The organism is Rhodococcus tibetensis (assembly GCF_024438035.1).
Taxonomy (GTDB): Bacteria; Actinomycetota; Actinomycetes; order Mycobacteriales; family Mycobacteriaceae; genus Rhodococcus_F; species Rhodococcus_F tibetensis.
Map to the genome: position 1 here is coordinate 92,127 of NZ_JANFQF010000016.1, position 17,124 is coordinate 109,250.

Genomic DNA, 17,124 nt, shown 5'->3' on the forward strand with positions numbered 1-17,124 from the left:
AGGTTCCGCAGCGCAGGGGCGAGGAGCTCGGGGTCTCGTCGCGGTCCGGCTGGGCCGGTGGTTGCGCACGATCAGTGAATACCGGGGAGTGGGGGTCGTCAACACTTGCAACCGAAGAGTTCACAGTCGGCGCCTCGCCATTGCTGGAGACGGTGCCGACGGAAGAGGCGTGACCTGCGGAATTGTTTCTCCGGATGGGTATTTGTGCTGGTCGAGCGTGGCAGGCGTCACAACCGGCGTACGGGCTGCAGGGCGCGGAATGTTACCCCCGGGTATGGCGCGTGGGAATCGGTGGGCGTAGCCGGGCGATGCTATGTTGCCCTCGCCGGGTGTGGGCGAGATGAGCCTGCGCGCGGACAGAGTTGACAGCGGAGGGGTTCGGGGATGTCGAAGAGATGGGTCGCGTCTTTCGCGGCGGTGGCTATCGGTTCGGGCGTGATCGTCTACTCGAATCAGAGCTCGGCCGTTGCCGAACCCGAAACGGTGTCCAACGGGGTGCCGGGCAGTGGTTCGTGTGCCAGTGACAGCACCAATGAAACCGGTTCGCTCATCCCGGAAAAGCTCGAAGTTCCGATCCCTTACCCGAAGATCACCACCGTTCCGTACCCGGCACCGACCACGGAACCCACGCGTATCGCTCCGCCACCGCTACCCGCGGACCCCTGCCTGGATCCCTGCCCCGACCTCACCGACGAGACCGATCTCGAATCGGGGAATCTGTCGAGCGTACTGAACATCCCGGATGTCAGCGTGAAGTTCACCCCGTTCCACCTCGGAATTCCGGTCCCCGGTGCGGACGTCGCCCTACCACCTCCACCACCACTGGTTCATCCCGCAACCGAGGAAGCCCCTCGGAGCCCCGCCCCGGCAACCCCCGAGATCGGTGAAGTGACCCGTGTCGCGAAGGTGACGGGGGCCGGTTCCGTCAGCCGGACCGACAAGCGCTACCAGGTCAACGGTACCGACCTGGGCATCATGTGGGAGAGCGCGCCCGATCAGGTCGCGGTCGCCTTCGGTGACACCGTCGGCAAGGGATTCATGCCGCCCGGTGGCCAGGGTGGCGACTGGCGCAGCAACGTCCTGGGCTTCAGTTCCGACCGCAACCTCGCAGACGGGATGAGCCTCGACAGCATGGTGCAGGACAGCCGTTGCCATGCGGCGGAACTGCTGGACAGTAGAAAACTCGACAACGTCGAGATCACGACCATTCCGACGTCCGGGTTCGCGGTCGGAAACAGGCAGTACCTGAGCTACATGTCGATTCGGACGTGGAACAGCATTCCCGCCACGTGGTGGACGAACTATGGTGGCATCGCCTACTCGGATGACGGCGGTTCCACGTGGACCAAGGACCCCTACGCCAAATGGGACAACATCTTCGGCGTCACCAAGTTCCAGGTGGCCTCGATGGTTCCGGTCGGCGACTTCGTCTACATGTTCGGCACCCCCAACACCCGGCTGGGTTCGATCGGCCTCGCCCGGGTTCCCGCCGATCAGGTGCTCAACAAGTCGGCGTACCAGTACTGGCACAACGGCAACTGGACTCCGGTCGGTGGATTCAACGAGGCGACCCCAATCGTGAACGCGCCGGCCGGCGAACTGTCCGTGCGGTACGAGGAGGCCACCGGCAAGTGGCAGATGTCCTACCTCGACACCTCCAAGGCGGCCATTGTTCTCCGGGAATCCGACTCACCGCAGGGTGAATGGTCCGAGGGCGCCCGGCTGGTCAGTGCCATGGAGTATCCGGAGCTGTACGGCGGTTTCATCCACCCGTGGTCGAGCGGTGAAGATCTGTACTTCACTATGTCGACGTGGTCCGACTACAACGTGTTCCTGATGAGGGCGAAGGTCGAGTAGGCGCAGCCGCCTACAGCAGCCCGTGCCGGGGCGGAACGGTCCCTGACAGCGTCCACCGGCCGATGTGCTGGATCTTCCACCGGGTGGGGTCGTGCAAGGTATGGGTACGGGCGTCACGCCAGTAGCGGGACAGATTGGCCGACTCCGACGCACTCCGCGTGCCCCCGAGCTCGAACAGCACGGACGACGCCTCGAGTGACGCCCGTGCCGACGCCACCTTGGCAGCGGCCGCGTCGATCGAGGCGACCGCAGCCGTCGACTCGGTCAGGCTCGTGCGTGCAGTATCGATGCTCCGGGCACCCTCTCGCAGCATTGCGGTGGCCGCCCGAACCGCCAGCGATGCTTCACCGGCCAGTTGGATGAGCAGCGGGTCGTCGACGGCGTCCGCGACACCGGCTTCGAAGTACGGCCGCGACCGGTGTGCTGATCGGACTGCCTCGTTCAGCGCTGCCGACGCGATTCCTGTGTCGATGGCTGCGTGCAGAATCTGGGCCTGTGAACCGTACGTGGTGGGTGCGTCGAAGATCGGGGAGAACGGCACGACGTGTGACGCGGGCACCCGCACGGAGTCGAGGGTGACGGTGCCGCTCGCCGTGGTTCTCTGGCCCATGCCGTCCCAGTCGTCGACGATCGAGAGGCCCGACGCAGATCTCGGCACGTAAGCAACAGCTTTGGCGGGTTTGCCGGTCGCTGTGGTGGTTCCGCGAAGTGTGGCGCGTACCGCGATCCAGTCGGCGAAGAGGGCGCCGGTGCAGTAGAACTTCTTTCCATCGACCACGAAGTCGGTACCGTCCTCGAGGAGAGTGGTGGCGTCGACGTCGATGGTTTTCGTCCCCCGCTCGCTTTGCGCATTCGCGAACTGCGCACCGGCGAGAACTTCCTTGTAGAAGAACTCGCGTTGTTCCGCAGTCCCCTGGAGCCGCAACACTTCCAGGAACGTGTAGTGGCTGTGCGGGATCTGCGCGATACTCGGATCAGCCTCCCCGAGAAGGCGAAATACCTCGGTCAGCGTTTCGGTTCGCGCATCGATTCCGCCATGCTCGCGCGGGACACTCAGCGTGAGCAGTCCGGAGCGCGCAAGAGCCCGCACCTCGTCGTATGGCAGTGTCCGGTCCGCGTCGCGGGCCGGCGCGTCGGCGGCGAACTGCGCGGCGAGATCGGCGGCGACGGCCAGGGCCTCCGCCTCGTCGGTGATCCGGTGGGCATTCTGGACGGCGGTCATGGTCCTCCGAGTGTGGTGACGTGCCGAGTCCGGCTACCGCTTGTGGTAGCCGGACTCGATGAACCGGAAATGCAGATTCGTCGGATTCGTCGGAATTGTCACGTGTACCAAGTCGGTTCGGGAATCTCGCCGGTCAGAACGTAGCCGCCTACCTCACGGCGCTTGTACGCCACGGGATCGTGCAGGGTGTGCGTGCGCACGTTCCGCCAGAAGATGTCCAGCCCGACACTGTTGGAGGTGGCACGCGCACCCGTCAACTCGAACACCGTGGTCCCGATTTCGAGAGCGACGTCGGCGGCCCGGAGTTTCGCTGCGGCAATCCGCACGGCGAGATCGCCACGAGCCTGCTCGGTGAGATTCTCCCGTGCGTCGTGTAGGACCGCGTCGGACTCGCGATTCACCTGATCGACGAAGGCCTCCACCGCCCACAGCTTCGCCTGCAAATCGCCGTAGCCTTCGCGCAGGTACCACTCGTCGGTGGCGAGTTCCTTGTTGTCGCCTCCGTAAGGCCAAGGTCGGGTGCGGGTTCGGGTGTACTCGACAGCCGTGTCCAGTGCGCCGCGGGCGATCCCGACGTAGAAATTAGCGAACACGATTTCGAGTGCCGGGAAGTTCAGCGTGTTGTAAACCAAAGGCTGGAACTCCTTGTCCACGAACCCTGCGGCACCGGTCCAGTCCACCTCGACATCATTGATTTCCACCGAACCGGAATCGGTGAGACGCTGGCCGAGGTTGTCCCAGTCACCGCGGAAGACGATGCCGTCCTGAGAGGTTGGGACGATCGCGAACACGTGGGTGGCGGTACCCTCGATGATGCCCTCGAGCACGGTGAGGTCGGTGGCGCGGCCCCCGGTGGAAAACGACTTCACGCCGTTGTACACGAGGCTGTCACCGCGGTCGACGATGGTGAGGTCGGTGTCACGTGGATTGACCGCGCCGCCGAAGAGGAAGTTGTTGCTGGTGTACAGCTCCTCGACCGCGCCGATCTGAGGTTCGGTGCCGACGAGCCGCACGGCCCAGGCCCACAGGTAGTGGTATCCGAGGAGTTGCCCGATCGAACCGTCTCCACGCGCGATCGCCCGAACCACTTGGTACGCCGTCTCCCAGCGCTGTCCGCCGCCACCGAAGTCGGTGGGGCCGAGGAGAGTGACCAGTCCGCTGTCCTTGAGGAGCCGAACCTCCGCGTAGGGGGCGGCTCCGACGCGGTCGCGGTCGACGGCGTCTCGGGCGAGAATGTCGCTCACCTCGCGTGCGCGGGCGATCCACTCCGCGCTCGTGGTCGGGGTGTCCGCCCAAACCTTCTCTTCTGTGGTTGTCATGCCTTCTCTCCCTTGTCGCTCCGTGCGGTTCCGATGGCCCAGACATAGATGGGTTCTGTTCCGTTGATTTCGTAGTCGCCGACGACCTTCGCCTTGAAGACCACCGGGTTGTGGCTGGCCACGGTGCGCGCATTTCTCCAGAACCTGTCGAGGTCCCAATTCCGGTCGACGCCGGAGGCGCCGAGCGCGTCGAAAATCTTCGCGGTGGCCGGGACGACCAGGGACGTCGAGGCAATTTGACCTCGAGCAGAGGCGATCTCGGCGGCGATGTTCGCCGACTTCTCCTCGTCGGGGTCGCTACCGAACGCGGCCTCGTAGGCCCATTGCGCCGGCTCCGCGGCGTGGATCGCGATGGCCTCGGCTGCGTGCGCGGCAGCAGACACCTCACCCACCACCTGTTGAATCTGGGCGTCCTGGGCGTAGGTGGGTGCGTTGCCGTGACTGAACGTGCGGGTGCGGACGGCGACGCGCGCAGCAATGGCGTCCGTCGCTGCCCGGGCGATCCCGGCCAGAGTCGCCAGGTGGAACAGCTGGTAGAACGCGGTCTGATACTTGAAGCGGGTGGAGAAGTCGAAGATGTTCTCCGGCTGAACTATTGCGTTGTCATAGGTCGACGTGCCGGAACCGGTAGTCTGCTGCCCGAAACCGTTCCAGTCGTCGCTGTGGGTGACGGCCGGTTGGCGGGCGTCGACGGCGGCGATGACGAATGTGCCGGTATCGGTGCGCTGCGAATACAGGTCGACCCAGTCGGCGAAGATGGATCCCGTGCTGTAGTACTTGGTGCCGCTCGCGAGGAAATGATCACCGTCGGGCGAGGGGGAGACTTTGGTGTTGGCTTCACCGAGGGCGACGTCCCCGATCTCCGTCCACGCATTCCCGACGAGCTGGCCGTCGACGAAGCGCTGGAGCCACAGGTCGCGATCCGGGCCGTCGGCGGCCACCAGACGGTCCTCGACGAACGCGAAATGCCCACGCAGGGCCTGAATGACGTTCGAATCCGCGGCGGAAAGTTCGACGAGAAGCCGGAACAGCTGAGGAATGCTGGCGCCGAATCCGCCATACGAGGTGGGTACCCGGATCGCCCCGAAACCGGCCTTTTTCAAAGCGTCGATCTGTTCGTAGGGAAGTACATGGTCGCGCTCGCGCTGCACCACGCCCTCGGCGATGTCGGAGAAAATTGGGCGGAAAGTGCTCGCGAGGGTGTCGTAATCCGTCTCGCTCGCGATCGGTGGAGCAGCTCTTCGTTCCTGTACGGCTGTCATGTCGGAGAAGCTCACACGGCTGAGTGGGGGCGAGGAAGGGTTGTGCGCGCCATGATCGGAAGGGTGGGCGCAACCGCGGTGGGCAGGTTTCATGCTGGGTATGTCAACGGAACACATCGCCGATCAGATCAAGTTCGCCTACTGGGTGCCCAACGTCAGTGGCGGGCTCGTCACGTCCGACATCGAGCAACGCACGAGCTGGGATTACGAGTACAACAAGAAGCTTGCTCAGACGGCGGAGAACAACGGTTTCGAGTATGCGCTCAGCCAGGTGCGATACGAGGCGAGCTACGGCGCGGAGTTCCAGCACGAGTCGACCAGTTTCAGTCTCGCGCTGTTACTGGCCACCGAGCGGCTGAAGGTGATCGCGGCGGTGCATCCGGGTTTGTGGCAGCCCGCGGTGCTGGCGAAGCTGGGGGCCACGGCGGATCACCTGTCGAACGGCAGGTTCGCGGTGAACGTGGTGAGCGGCTGGTTCAAGGACGAATTCACCCACCTCGGCGAGCCCTGGCTCGAACACGACGAGCGGTACCGGCGTAGCTCCGAGTTCCTGCAGGTACTACGCAAGATCTGGACCGAAGACGAGGTCGACTTTCGTGGGGACTTCTACCGCATCCACGACTTCACGTTGAAGCCCAAGCCGCTGAACACTGCGGAACGGCCCAACCCGGAACTGTTCCAGGGCGGGAACTCCTCAGCGGCCCGGGTCAACGGCGGACGCTACGCGGATTGGTACTTCTCCAACGGAAAGGACTACGACGGTGTCACCGAGCAGGTTGTCGACCTCCGCCGGCATGCACGGGAGGCGAACCGTGAAGTGAAGTTCGGGCTCAACGGTTTCATCATCGCCCGCGACACCGAGAAGGAAGCCCGCGACACTCTCCGGGAAATCATCGACAAAGCCAACAAGCCGGCCGTCGAAGGGTTCAAGTCGGCCGTCCAGCAGGCGGGTGCGTCCACCGCCGACAAGTCGGGCATGTGGGCGGATTCGACCTTCGAAGATCTGGTGCAGTACAACGACGGGTTTCGTACCCAGCTGATTGGCACACCCGAGCAAATCGCCGAGCGCATCGTCGAATACCGGCGTCGCGGAGTCGATCTCATTCTGGGCGGGTTCCTCCACTTCCAGGAGGAGATCGAGTACTTCGGTGCCAAGGTCCTGCCGCTCGTGCGGGAGCTCGAGGCTTCCGAGAGGCTCGCGCCCGTGAGTGGTTAGCGAGTCCAGAGACTCGCTAACCACGCACGGGTGGCGGAGCCGCCTACCGGGCGAGGGCTCGGCCCGCAGCGCGTCCGGAGAAGATGCAGCCACCGAGGAAGGTGCCCTCGAGGGCGCTGTAACCGTGCACTCCGCCGCCACCGAATCCGGCGACCTCACCAGCGGCGTAGAGCCCCTCGAACGGCGTTCCGTCCGGCTTGATGACCTGCGAGTCGAGGTTGGTTTCGAGCCCACCCAGGGTCTTGCGTGTGAGGAGGTGTAACCGGACGGCGATGAGTGGGCCGTTCTCGGGGGCGAGCAGTTCGTGCGGTGCGACAACTCGGGTGATCTTGTCCGCCAGAAGGTTACGCGCGTTGTGAATCGCCATCACCTGGAAATCTTTGCTGTAGCTGTTCTTCACCTCGCGGTCGCGGGCCACGATTTCGTGTTCGAGGTCCTCGTACTTGATCAGGGGCTGGTCGGTGAGAGCGTTCATACCGTCGACGAGATCGCGAAGGTTGTCGCGGACGACGAAATCGGCCCCGTGCTGTTTGAAAGCCTCGACCGGTCCGGGAGCACCCTTCTTCAAGCGCTCGGCGAGGAGCTTGAAATTCCGGCCCGTGATGTCGGGGTTCTGTTCGGAGCCCGACAGGGCGAACTCCTTCTCGATGATCTTCTGGTCGAGCACGAACCACGTGTAGTGGTGACCGCTGTTCATGATGTATTCCAGCGTCCCCATGGTGTCGAACCCGGGAAAGTTGGGGCTGGGCAACCGTTTTCCGTTGGCGTCGAACCACATCGACGATGGTCCGGGAATAATCCGGATGCCGTGATTGGGCCAGATGGGGTCCCAGTTCTGGATGCCCTCGGTGTAGTGCCACATGCGGTCGCGGTTGACGATGTTGCCGCCCGCGTTCTCGGTGATCTCGAGCATTCTGCCGTCGACATGCGCCGGGACACCGGCGAGCATGTTCTCGGGTGCCCTGCCGAGGCGGGCAGGCCAATTCTTCGCCACCAGCTCGGGGTTGCCGCCGATGCCGCCGGAGGTGACGACCACCGCCTGTGCGGAGAACTCGAAGTCGCCGACTGCCGTTCGCGAGCTCTTCACCCCGCGAGGCTCGGTGGAGGGTTCGAGGACGGTGCCGCGCACGCCGGTGGCGGCGCCGTTGGTGACGACGATCTCGTCGACCTGATGCCGGTGCTTGAAGGTGACCAGTCCGCGCTGCGAGGCGGCGATGACGCGGGTGAGGAAGATTTCGACGACACCTGGTCCCGTGCCCCAGGTGATGTGGAAGCGGGGCACCGAATTACCCTGCCCGAGAGCAGATCCCCGACCACGTTCGGCCCACCCCACATTGGGCATGAGACGCAGGCCGAGGTCGTGCAGGTATTGCCTCTTCTCTCCGGCGGCGAACTCGACGTACGCCTGCGCCCACAACCGGGGCCACTGGTCCTCTCGTTCGCGGTCGAAGGCGGCGGTGCCCATCCAGTCCTGGATCGCGAGCTCGTAGGAATCCTTGATGCCGAGGCGGCGCTGTTCGGGTGTATCGACGAGAAACAAGCCGCCGAGCGACCAGAAGGCTTGCCCACCGAGGTTCGACGAACTTTCCTGCTCGACCACCAGGACTTTCCGGCCCGCCTTGACCATTTCGTACGTGGCGACGAGTCCGGCCAAGCCGGCGCCGACGACGATGACATCAGCCTGTTCGGTCACGAAGACTCCTCTTCTCGAGCGGTGTGTGGTGCGGTGGTGTCGGGCCGGCTGTACGCCAGGACGACGTGGGTGAACAATTCGATGCGCAGTTCGCGGGCGGACACGCTGGCGTCCTCGATCAGGCACTGGACGCTTGTGCCGTCGTGTACGGCCACCAAGGCGCGACCCAATACCCGCGGGTCGCCGGTAATTGTGCGGCCGAGCCGGCCGAGCGCGCTCTCGAGGATCGGCACGATCGTGTTCAGGATCGCCTCCTCGCGCGCCGCGAGCGCCTTCTTCAACGAGGGATTACGTAAAGCATGCGCGGTGAATTCCGCATTGATCCGGTACCACTGGTCGTCGACGGGAACGACGTCGAGTATCAGGGCGGTACCGGCGCGCACCTTTTCCGACGGCGGCAGATCGGCCAGATCGATGTTCGACGACTCGGCTGCCAGTCGAATGTGCTCGAGCATGGCGCTGGATCGCTGCTCCCACATGGCGAAGAACATCTCGTCGAGCGAAGCGAAATTGGAGTAGAAGGCTCCGCGCGTATAACCGCCGCGTTCGCAAATCTGCTCGACAGTCGATCGTCCGAACCCGTTCTCGGAGAACACCTCGCAGGCAGCGTCGAGAAGGCGCCGACGAGTCTGTCCTCGCCGTTTCGTCACCCTGCTCGGCGCGTCGATGGCATGTTGGGGAGAGGACGCCGGAGATGTCGGCATGCTTCCTCCTCTACTACACCGGGACCGACGGACTTATTCGATACAATAACGTATCGGATACGCTGCTGTATCGAGAAAGTGCCGACGAATGCCCGTGTCAGAGGTAGAGGTCTTGCTTTCGGATCGCAGAAGTGGCGGCGACGCTGACAACCGAGGTCGCGACGAGGTAGCCGCACGCGAGCCACGGGGTGCCGCCGCCGACGGCGATGAGGGCGGTGAGGATCATCGGAGTCACCCCGGAGGCGTAGATCCCGGAAAATTGATACACCACCGAAAGTCCGGTGTAGCGGATCTCGGTGGGATAGAGGCTCGCATAGAGGGTGCCCTGCGCTCCGTAGAACAGTGCGTGGAAGATCCCGAAGACCAACACCAGCGCGACGGTGAACAGGACGAGGTTCTCGGTGCCGAACAGGCCGAATGTCGGGAACACCGCCAAGCCGTATGCCGCGATTCCGATGATGTAGATCTTCTGGGCTCCGTACCGATCCACCAGGAGTCCCGAGAACGGAAGCAGTACCGCCATGACGAGCGCCGCGATCGTGACAGCCAGCAGGACGGGCACTTTCGCAAATTCCAGGTTGTTCGTCGCGTAGGTGATCGCGAAGACGCCCCACGTGTTGAACGCGGCCCCTTCACCCCAGCGCGAGAGCAACCCGAGCACACTGCTGCGGCGGACGCGACCGCGAAACACGTCCTTCAACGGAGCGGAGGAGCGCGTCTGCAGATCATGTACCTCCCGGAATGCCGGGGTCTCCTCGACCTTCAACCGCACGACGAAGCCGATGATGACGAGAATCAGGCTGAGCAGGAAGGCGATTCGCCACCCGTAGGACAGGAATTGGGTGTCGTCGAAGATCACCTGCAGCGCCGCGAATACTCCGGTACCGAGCGCGAGGCCCAGGGCGAGTCCGATCTGCGGAATGCTCCCGAACAACCCGCGCCTATGGGCGGAACTGTGTTCGACGGCGAGAAGCACGGCGCCCGCCCATTCGCCACCGAGGGCGAACCCCTGCAGGATCCGGAGCAGCAGCAGAAGCACGGGGGCGAGAACACCGACCTGCTCGGCGGTGGGCAGCACGCCCATCAGGGCGGTGGCGATGCCCATGATGAACATGGTCAGCGCGAGCGTCTTCTTGCGTCCGATGCGGTCGCCGATGTGGCCGAACACGACGCCACCGATCGGGCGGACAACGAAACCGACCGCGAACGTCGCGAAAGCCAGCATGGTGCCGACAAACGAGGTCTGGTCGGGGAAGAACAGCTGGTTGAAGACCAAGCTGGCGGCAGTCGCGTAGAGGAAGAAGTCGTACCACTCCACCGTCGTGCCGAGGAGGCTGGCGGCCACGACGGTGCGTAACCGCGTACGCCGCTCGACGTCGGACTCGGTGGACGGCGTGGAGGCGGGTTGGGAGAGCGTGGTCATGGCCCGGTGACGCTATCGGTGTCCGCCGTCAGCTTTCACCCCTCCGAATCACCGTGAATAAAAGCCTCCCGACCGGGCGGTCCGGTTGATGAACTGGGCGCGCTGCCCATCTTCGACGACAAGAGGATCCCGCGTGTCTCTGCATTTCCACTGGTTCCTGCCCACCTATGGTGACTCCCGCAACTTGATGGCAGGCGGCCACGGAAGCGCGATGGCCGGAGACCGTCCCGCAACGCTGAAATACCTCAACCAGATCGGCGCCGCCGCGGAGGCGAGCGGCTTCGAATCGGTTCTCACACCCACCGGTGCCTGGTGCGAGGACGCATGGCTCACCACCGCGATGATGGTGGAGACCACCGAGACACTGAAATTCCTGGTGGCATTGCGGCCAGGGTTGCTCAGCCCGACGCTCGCGGCCCAGATGGCGTCGACCTTCCAATGGCAGTCGCAGGGTCGCCTGCTGCTCAATGTGGTGACCGGTGGTGAAGACCACGAACAGCGCACGTACGGCGACTACCTCGACAAGAACCAGCGGTACGCGCGGTGCGGAGAGTTCCTCGATGTCATCCGGCGGCTGTGGGCGGGCAACGGTCCCGTCGACTACGCCGGTGAGTACATCCGGGTAGAGAACGCTGCGCTGCAGCGGCTCCCCGATCCGGTGCCACCGATCTTCTTCGGAGGGTCGTCACCTGCGGCGGGTACCGTCGCGTCCCAGTTCGCCGACACATACCTCACCTGGGGTGAGCCGCCCAGTGCCGTCGCGGGGAAGATCGCGTGGATCCGGGACCTCGCCGAGGTGCAGGGTCGCACTCTCGATTACGGCATCAGACTGCACGTGATCAGCCGCGACACCTCGGAGGAGGCGTGGGCGGAAGCCGACCGGTTACTCGGGGCGCTCGATCCGGCCACGGTCGAACAGGCGCAACAGAGCCTTGCCCGCTCAGGCTCGGAGGGGCAGCGGCGCATGCGCGAGCTACACGGCGGAGGCAGCGCGTATTCGCAGGACGGCAACGCGCGGAGCCTCGAGGTGGCGCCCAACCTGTGGTCGGGTGTCGGACTGGTCCGTGGTGGCGCCGGAACCGCGCTGGTCGGCTCTCACGAGGAGGTCGCGGACCGCATCGCCGAATACGCGGCACTCGGACTCGACCACTTCGTGCTGTCCGGCTACCCGCACCTCGAAGAGTCCTACCGCTTCGGGGAGGGTGTGCGGCCCGTCCTCGAGCGCCGCGGGCTCGTCCAACCTCGCGGTTACCGTCCGGGCGACCTGTCGGGGTCGACGGCGTTCCTGTCGTCTCGTCGGTAGGTCCCAAGCAATTTCGAAGAAGCACTGCACCTTGCGTCCTCGGCGTACGTTCTGTGGAGAACAAACCACGCAGGCAGGGGCAGCAGATGATTACAGGTGTATCGCTCGTGACGCTGTACGTCACGGATCAAGACGACGCGATAACGTTCTATGTCGACATGCTCGGCTTCGTCGAGGGCACGGACGTCACGATGGGTGACGGGTTTCGCTGGGTGACGATCATGCACCCCGACCACCCAGAGCTCGAGGTCACCCTGATGAAGCCCGGTCCCCCGCTCGACACCGACATGGCAGAGGCGGTCCGGCGCTCTCTGGCGGCTGGGACGATGGGCGGATTCGGATTGACCACCACCGACTGCCGGAAGACGTACGAGGAGTTGCGCGCGAAGGGAGTCGATTTCACGCAGCCTCCGGCCGAGCGTCCCTACGGCGTCGAAGCGGTGATGCGAGACAATTCCGGGAACTGGTTGGTGCTGGTGGAGAAGCGCGAGTTCACCGGTGAGGATTTCCCGCACTGATTGCGCCGCACTCTTTCGCGCCCGGACCGTCCGACTGGACCGTCAACGTGAACGGTGACGGCGGACCGCGTCCCGGTTGGCGCAACGGGGCGAACAGTAGCGTTGCCGCCCGTTCCGCGAGGTGTCCGCATAGATCAAAGTGCACTCGTCCACTGCGCACCGGCCGAGGCGGTGCATTCCCCGGCCGACGAGATGCAGTGCGGTTCCGACGGAAATGAGCGCTTCGAGCACTCCGGCGAGGGAGTGCTGGTCGTCGCGATAGTGCAGATGCCAGCCGTCGCCGGCGTGGTTGGTCAGTCGTGGGTAGGCGGACGCCTTCGCGAGGAGGAGATTGACCTGCTCGGCGCGGTCCTCCTCGTTCCCGGCGTCCGCAACCACCACCCACCGGTCGAGCATGGCGAGCACCTCGCCGAGGTCGTCCTCAGAGACCGGGAAATCGACGACGATCCCGGCATCGATGCATCGGGTCACCAGTTCGCCAATGGTTTGAGGTCGACGATTCGCCAGATCGGCGGCGAGTTCTACCGCGTACTCGCCGTAAGGGTTGAGATGCACAATGCCATTACATCACGCTGGACGCATGAGCGAACGGCACGAGCATCAATGGCAGGAATCATCGCGACATCGGACGAGTACGGGCGCGGTGGTCTACAGCGGCTGTAGCTGCGGACGTTGGCGATTAGTACTGGTAGAGAATTCCGTAGCGGCATCTAAGCGGATCTATGTCTGATCGCAGAAAGGCATAGATTCCCCTACGGAAAGATGACCTCCCCGCTGAAGGGCTGGCATTTTTCGCCCGAGGCGCACATAATCACCACGTGAGCCAAGTTACTGTTACTTCGAGTTCACTCATCTTCGCGCAGTCTGGCGGAGAGGGTGGCGGCGCAGCGTTCGACCAGATCATCGGGATCACCGTGGCGACGGCGGTCATCACGATCGGACTGCTATGGATCGCGTACCTGCACCGTACGCGCAAGATCACGTGGCTGCAGTCGATCGCCGACGCCGCAGGCCGCACGCTCGATCGCCCCGCCTGGGTGGCGCTGCCCCTGTTCACCTTCGTGGGGACCATCCTCACGGCGTTCTTCGGCTTCATCTGGGATGTGAGTCTTCACATCGGCCGCGGACGTGACGACGGCCCTCTGGCAAACCCGGCTCACTACTTCATCCTCGTAGGCCTGTTCCTGCTGTTCATCACCGGCATGCTGGCGATGATCCTGCCCCGCGACGAGAAGCCCGGTCCCGCGGCGCTCAAGATCACCCGCACCTGGTACGTCCCGGTCGGCGGCGTGCTGGTGGCCGGCGCAGGTCTGTACGCCCTCATCGGGTTTCCGCTCGACGACGTCTGGCACCGCATCTTCGGTCAGGACGTCACGCTGTGGGGCCCCACTCACCTCATGCTGATCGGCGGAGCGGGACTGTCGCTGATCGGCGTTCTCCTCCTCGACTTCGAAGGCCGCGCCGCCAAGGCGGGCGAGAAGGTGCCCGACAGTCGGCTCATCTGGTTCCTCCGGTGCGGCACCTTCGGTGGACTGATCATCGGATTGTCCGTCTTCCAGATCGAGTACGACTTCGGTGTCGAACAGTTCCGGTTGGTCCTGCAGCCGATGATGATCGCCGGTGCTGCCGCATTCGCGCTGGTTGCCGCACGCATCGTCCTCGGTCCGTTCGCGGCCCTCGTCGCGGTCGCCGTCGCCGGAGTGGTGCGTGCAGTCACCGCGTTGGTGGTGGGCCCGGTGCTCGGTGCTCCGACCAACGTGTTCGAACTGTGCCTCGGCGCGGCCGTGGTCATCGAACTGCTCGCCCTCACACCGCTGATCAAGAACCGGGTGGCATTCGGCGCGGTGGGCGGATTCCTCGTCGCGACCGTCGGTCTGTGGCTCGAATCGTTGTGGATCGACGCCATGTACCTCTACCCCTGGCCGACCAGTATGTGGCCGGAGGCGCTGGCGATGGCTGTGCCCGTCGGTATCGCAGCAGGAGCGTGCGGTGCGCTGCTCGGCCGGGTCCTGCGGTCCGAGGGTTTGCCGCGTCCCGCGCTCAGCAGGACCATCGTGGTCGCCACCGTTCTGGTGATCGGCGGTGCGACCGCCAACGGACTGATCGCCACCGTTCCCGAGAACGCGACGGCCACAGTCGCGCTCACCGACGCGGCACCCGAAGGCGGCCGTATGGTCAACGCCGAGGTCACGATCGATCCTCCCGAACTGGCGAGCGACGATCCGGCCTGGGTGTCCATCCTGTCCTGGCAGGGCGGTCCCGACCTCGACAACGGCTTCACCGTGGACAACCTCGAACGCACCGGGCCGGGAACGTACCGGACCAACGAGCCCGTGCCGGTTCACGGAACGTGGAAGACGCTGCTGCGCGTGCAGGACGGACGCACCATGACGGCCGTACCGATCTTCCTGCCGAGCGACCCGGGTATCGGTGCCGAGGAACTGCCCGCCGAGGCCTCGTTCACCCGCGAGTTCGTTCCGGAGATCACCATCTTGCAGCGCGAACGTAATTTCGATCACCCCAGCTGGTTGTTCGCCGCCGCGTCTCTGGTGGTGCTGGCCTGCACGCTCGCACTCGTCTCCGCGCTGGCATGGGGCGCCGGGCGGATCGGCAAGTACACCCGGGGACAGGCGACCGCCGACACCCGCGAGGATGTGAACGTGACATGAGTCCGGCGAGCGACCCGAACGTCGTCTATCTCGCGGACCACTCGGTGTTGTTGGCGATCCCTGCCTTCGTTCCGGCATTCCTCGTCGTCGGTCTGATCGTCTACCTTGCGGTCCGTGACCGCAAAGCCGAGGCCGCCGAGAACGCCGGCGATGAATCATCGGCCCCGAAAGAGGAGGACGTCTAGGTGATCAGGCGGTTGACCGCCGTGGTGGCGGTATCCGCGGGTGTTCTTCTCGTAGTGTCCGGCTGCGGGACCGGGAACGAAGGCCCTGCTCCTGTCACTGGTACGCCGGCCGGTGGAACCTCGGCAGAAACCACACCGGAAGCGGCCGACGACGGTGTCGTGATCGACGTCCGGATCAGCGAGGGCACGGTGACGCCCACCAACGAGCGCATCGACGTCGCGGTGGGACAGACAGTGACCGTGCGCATCGACAGTGATGCCGACGACGAGCTGCACGTCCATGCGGTGCCGGAGCACTCGTTCGAGATTCACCCGGGAACGGGTCAGCAGACCCAGTTTGCGGTAGAGGTTCCCGGACAGGTGGCGTTGGAACTGCATGAGACCGGCAAGACGGTGGCCACCCTGCTCGTGCGACCGTGACCCTGCTCGCGCACGGGCTCGGTGGGTCCACCGATCTCCCGATTCCGTTCACCTATGCCCTGATCGGGGCGAGCTGGGCGCTGACCGCGTCGTTCGTCGTCCTGGCCTTCGCTTGGAAGACCCCGAAGCTCGATCCCGACAGGCCTGGTCGTGCCCTTCCCCTCTGGGTCACGCGGTTCGCGGACTCGCCGATCACCAGGAACGTCCTGGCGGGTGTGGCGCTGGTCTTCACCGCATGGGTGGCTCTGGCCGCCTTCTTCGGACCGCCGACGTCCGCGGAGAATGCGCTGCCCGGTGTGTTCTACGTGCTCCTGTGGGTGGGCCTGGTTGCGGCGTCGCTGGCGTTCGGTCCGATATGGCGGGTCCTGTCTCCGGTACGGACACTGCACCGACTCGCATGCGCCGCGCTCGGACGCTCACCCTCCGAACCAAATCGACGGTACCGCGTCTCGTGGGGATACCGGCCGGCCGTGGTGGGACTGTTCGCGTTCGTGTGGCTCGAACTCGCCTTCTCGGATCCGGGTTCGGTTGCCGCCGTGCGCACCTGGTGCGTCGTCTACCTTGTGGTGACGTTGGTCGGCGCTGTCGTCGCGGGTGAACGTTGGTGCGAGCGAGGCGACCCCTTCGAGGTCTACAGCACCCTTGCATCCCGGTTGTCGCCGCTCAGTCGCAACCGCGGTGACGGCCGAATCGCGTTGCGTAATCCGCTCGACCATCTGGGCTCGATGCCCGTTCGTGCCGGGTCGGTGGCGCTGATGGCTACCTTGCTGGGGTCGACGGCGTTCGACAGCTTTTCCGCCTTTCCGTGGTGGCAGCGCACACTCGACGGGGCCGGGGGGGCGGTGGGGGAGACGTTGGCACGCACGGCCGGACTTCTCGTCTTCATCGGTTTCGTCGGGGTGTCGTTCTGGGCGGCCGCGAGGGCGGCAGGAGGCCTGCGACCCGAACAGCGCGCCGCACTACCCGGATCACTGTCTCACTCGCTGATCCCGATCATCATCGGCTACGTGTTCGCCCACTACCTGACGTATCTGGTGGAGAAGGGGCAGGCGGCAGTGATCCTGTTGGCCGACCCGCTGGGACGCGGATGGAATCTGCTGGGACTGGGCAACGCCGACGTGGCTTACGTTTTGTCCGAACACCCTTCCGCGACGGCGTCGATCAAGGTGCTCTGTGTGCTGATCGGGCACGTCCTGGGCGTGGTTGCCGCGCACGATGCATCGGTGAGGATATTGCCGCGAGGGCATCAGCTCACCGGACAGCTGGCACTACTGCTCATCATGGTCACGTACACCTTCGGTGGGCTGTACCTGCTGTTCGGCGGCTGACGCCC

15 protein-coding genes are annotated in these 17,124 nt (G+C 64.7%); 8 read left to right on the plus strand and 7 right to left on the minus strand.

The window, feature by feature from the left end:
- The first annotated feature begins 384 nt into the window (after positions 1–384).
- Positions 385–1,857, plus strand: coding sequence for a glycoside hydrolase family 183 protein (locus NOF53_RS18965; RefSeq protein WP_255971528.1), 1,473 nt, complete (start codon positions 385–387; stop codon positions 1,855–1,857).
- A gap of 10 nt (positions 1,858–1,867) precedes the next feature.
- Here the strand turns inward: NOF53_RS18965 and NOF53_RS18970 are convergent, their stop codons facing one another.
- From NOF53_RS18970 to NOF53_RS18980, 3 genes are all read right to left on the minus strand, one after another.
- Positions 1,868–3,079 (minus strand): SfnB family sulfur acquisition oxidoreductase, encoded by a 1,212-nt coding sequence (locus NOF53_RS18970; protein WP_255971530.1) that lies wholly within the window; start codon positions 3,077–3,079, stop codon positions 1,868–1,870.
- A gap of 98 nt (positions 3,080–3,177) precedes the next feature.
- The gene (locus NOF53_RS18975; protein ID WP_255971531.1) at positions 3,178–4,398 is read right to left on the minus strand and encodes an acyl-CoA dehydrogenase family protein; all 1,221 of its coding nucleotides are present in this window, start codon (positions 4,396–4,398) and stop codon (positions 3,178–3,180) included.
- Positions 4,395–5,660 (minus strand): acyl-CoA dehydrogenase family protein, encoded by a 1,266-nt coding sequence (locus NOF53_RS18980; protein WP_255971532.1) that lies wholly within the window; start codon positions 5,658–5,660, stop codon positions 4,395–4,397. Before NOF53_RS18980 ends, NOF53_RS18975 begins: the two co-directional genes overlap by 4 nt.
- Positions 5,661–5,760: 100 nt before the next feature.
- On the opposite strand from NOF53_RS18980, the gene sfnG reads away from it, so the two are divergent.
- Positions 5,761–6,876, plus strand: coding sequence for a dimethylsulfone monooxygenase SfnG (gene sfnG / locus NOF53_RS18985; protein WP_255971533.1), 1,116 nt, complete (start codon positions 5,761–5,763; stop codon positions 6,874–6,876).
- A 43-nt stretch (positions 6,877–6,919) separates the two neighbouring features.
- Here the strand turns inward: sfnG and NOF53_RS18990 are convergent, their stop codons facing one another.
- The 3 genes from NOF53_RS18990 to NOF53_RS19000 form a co-directional block, all read right to left on the minus strand.
- Positions 6,920–8,569 carry an FAD-binding dehydrogenase gene (locus NOF53_RS18990; RefSeq protein WP_255971534.1) on the minus strand — a complete coding sequence of 550 codons (1,650 nt, stop codon included), beginning with the start codon at positions 8,567–8,569 and terminating at the stop codon, positions 6,920–6,922.
- A complete protein-coding gene (locus NOF53_RS18995; protein WP_255971535.1) occupies positions 8,566–9,273 on the minus strand; it encodes a TetR/AcrR family transcriptional regulator in 708 nt (235 codons plus the stop codon). The genes NOF53_RS18990 and NOF53_RS18995 overlap by 4 nt, the downstream gene beginning before the upstream one ends.
- Positions 9,274–9,370: 97 nt before the next feature.
- A complete protein-coding gene (locus NOF53_RS19000; protein ID WP_255971536.1) occupies positions 9,371–10,696 on the minus strand; it encodes an MFS transporter in 1,326 nt (441 codons plus the stop codon).
- A gap of 133 nt (positions 10,697–10,829) precedes the next feature.
- On the opposite strand from NOF53_RS19000, the gene NOF53_RS19005 reads away from it, so the two are divergent.
- Complete coding sequence (locus NOF53_RS19005; RefSeq protein WP_255971537.1) at positions 10,830–11,999, plus strand: LLM class flavin-dependent oxidoreductase; 1,170 nt, start codon at positions 10,830–10,832, stop codon at positions 11,997–11,999.
- 86 nt (positions 12,000–12,085) lie between these two features.
- Complete coding sequence (locus NOF53_RS19010) at positions 12,086–12,517, plus strand: VOC family protein (protein ID WP_255971539.1); 432 nt, start codon at positions 12,086–12,088, stop codon at positions 12,515–12,517.
- A 42-nt stretch (positions 12,518–12,559) separates the two neighbouring features.
- Here the strand turns inward: NOF53_RS19010 and NOF53_RS19015 are convergent, their stop codons facing one another.
- The gene (locus NOF53_RS19015; protein WP_255971541.1) at positions 12,560–13,072 is read right to left on the minus strand and encodes a CGNR zinc finger domain-containing protein; all 513 of its coding nucleotides are present in this window, start codon (positions 13,070–13,072) and stop codon (positions 12,560–12,562) included.
- A 263-nt stretch (positions 13,073–13,335) separates the two neighbouring features.
- On the opposite strand from NOF53_RS19015, the gene NOF53_RS19020 reads away from it, so the two are divergent.
- Genes NOF53_RS19020 through NOF53_RS19035 form a run of 4 tightly spaced genes read left to right on the plus strand, consistent with a single transcriptional unit; the run spans position 13,336 to position 17,119 of the window.
- Positions 13,336–15,186, plus strand: a complete 1,851-nt coding sequence (locus NOF53_RS19020; RefSeq protein ID WP_255971543.1) for a hypothetical protein — start codon at positions 13,336–13,338, stop codon at positions 15,184–15,186.
- Positions 15,183–15,371 carry a hypothetical protein gene (locus tag NOF53_RS19025; RefSeq protein ID WP_255971545.1) on the plus strand — a complete coding sequence of 63 codons (189 nt, stop codon included), beginning with the start codon at positions 15,183–15,185 and terminating at the stop codon, positions 15,369–15,371. The genes NOF53_RS19020 and NOF53_RS19025 overlap by 4 nt, the downstream gene beginning before the upstream one ends.
- Entirely contained in the window at positions 15,372–15,791 is a 420-nt protein-coding gene (locus tag NOF53_RS19030; RefSeq protein ID WP_255971547.1) for a hypothetical protein, read from the plus strand.
- The gene (locus NOF53_RS19035; RefSeq protein ID WP_255971549.1) at positions 15,788–17,119 is read left to right on the plus strand and encodes a hypothetical protein; all 1,332 of its coding nucleotides are present in this window, start codon (positions 15,788–15,790) and stop codon (positions 17,117–17,119) included. The genes NOF53_RS19030 and NOF53_RS19035 overlap by 4 nt, the downstream gene beginning before the upstream one ends.
- Positions 17,120–17,124 lie beyond the last annotated feature (5 nt).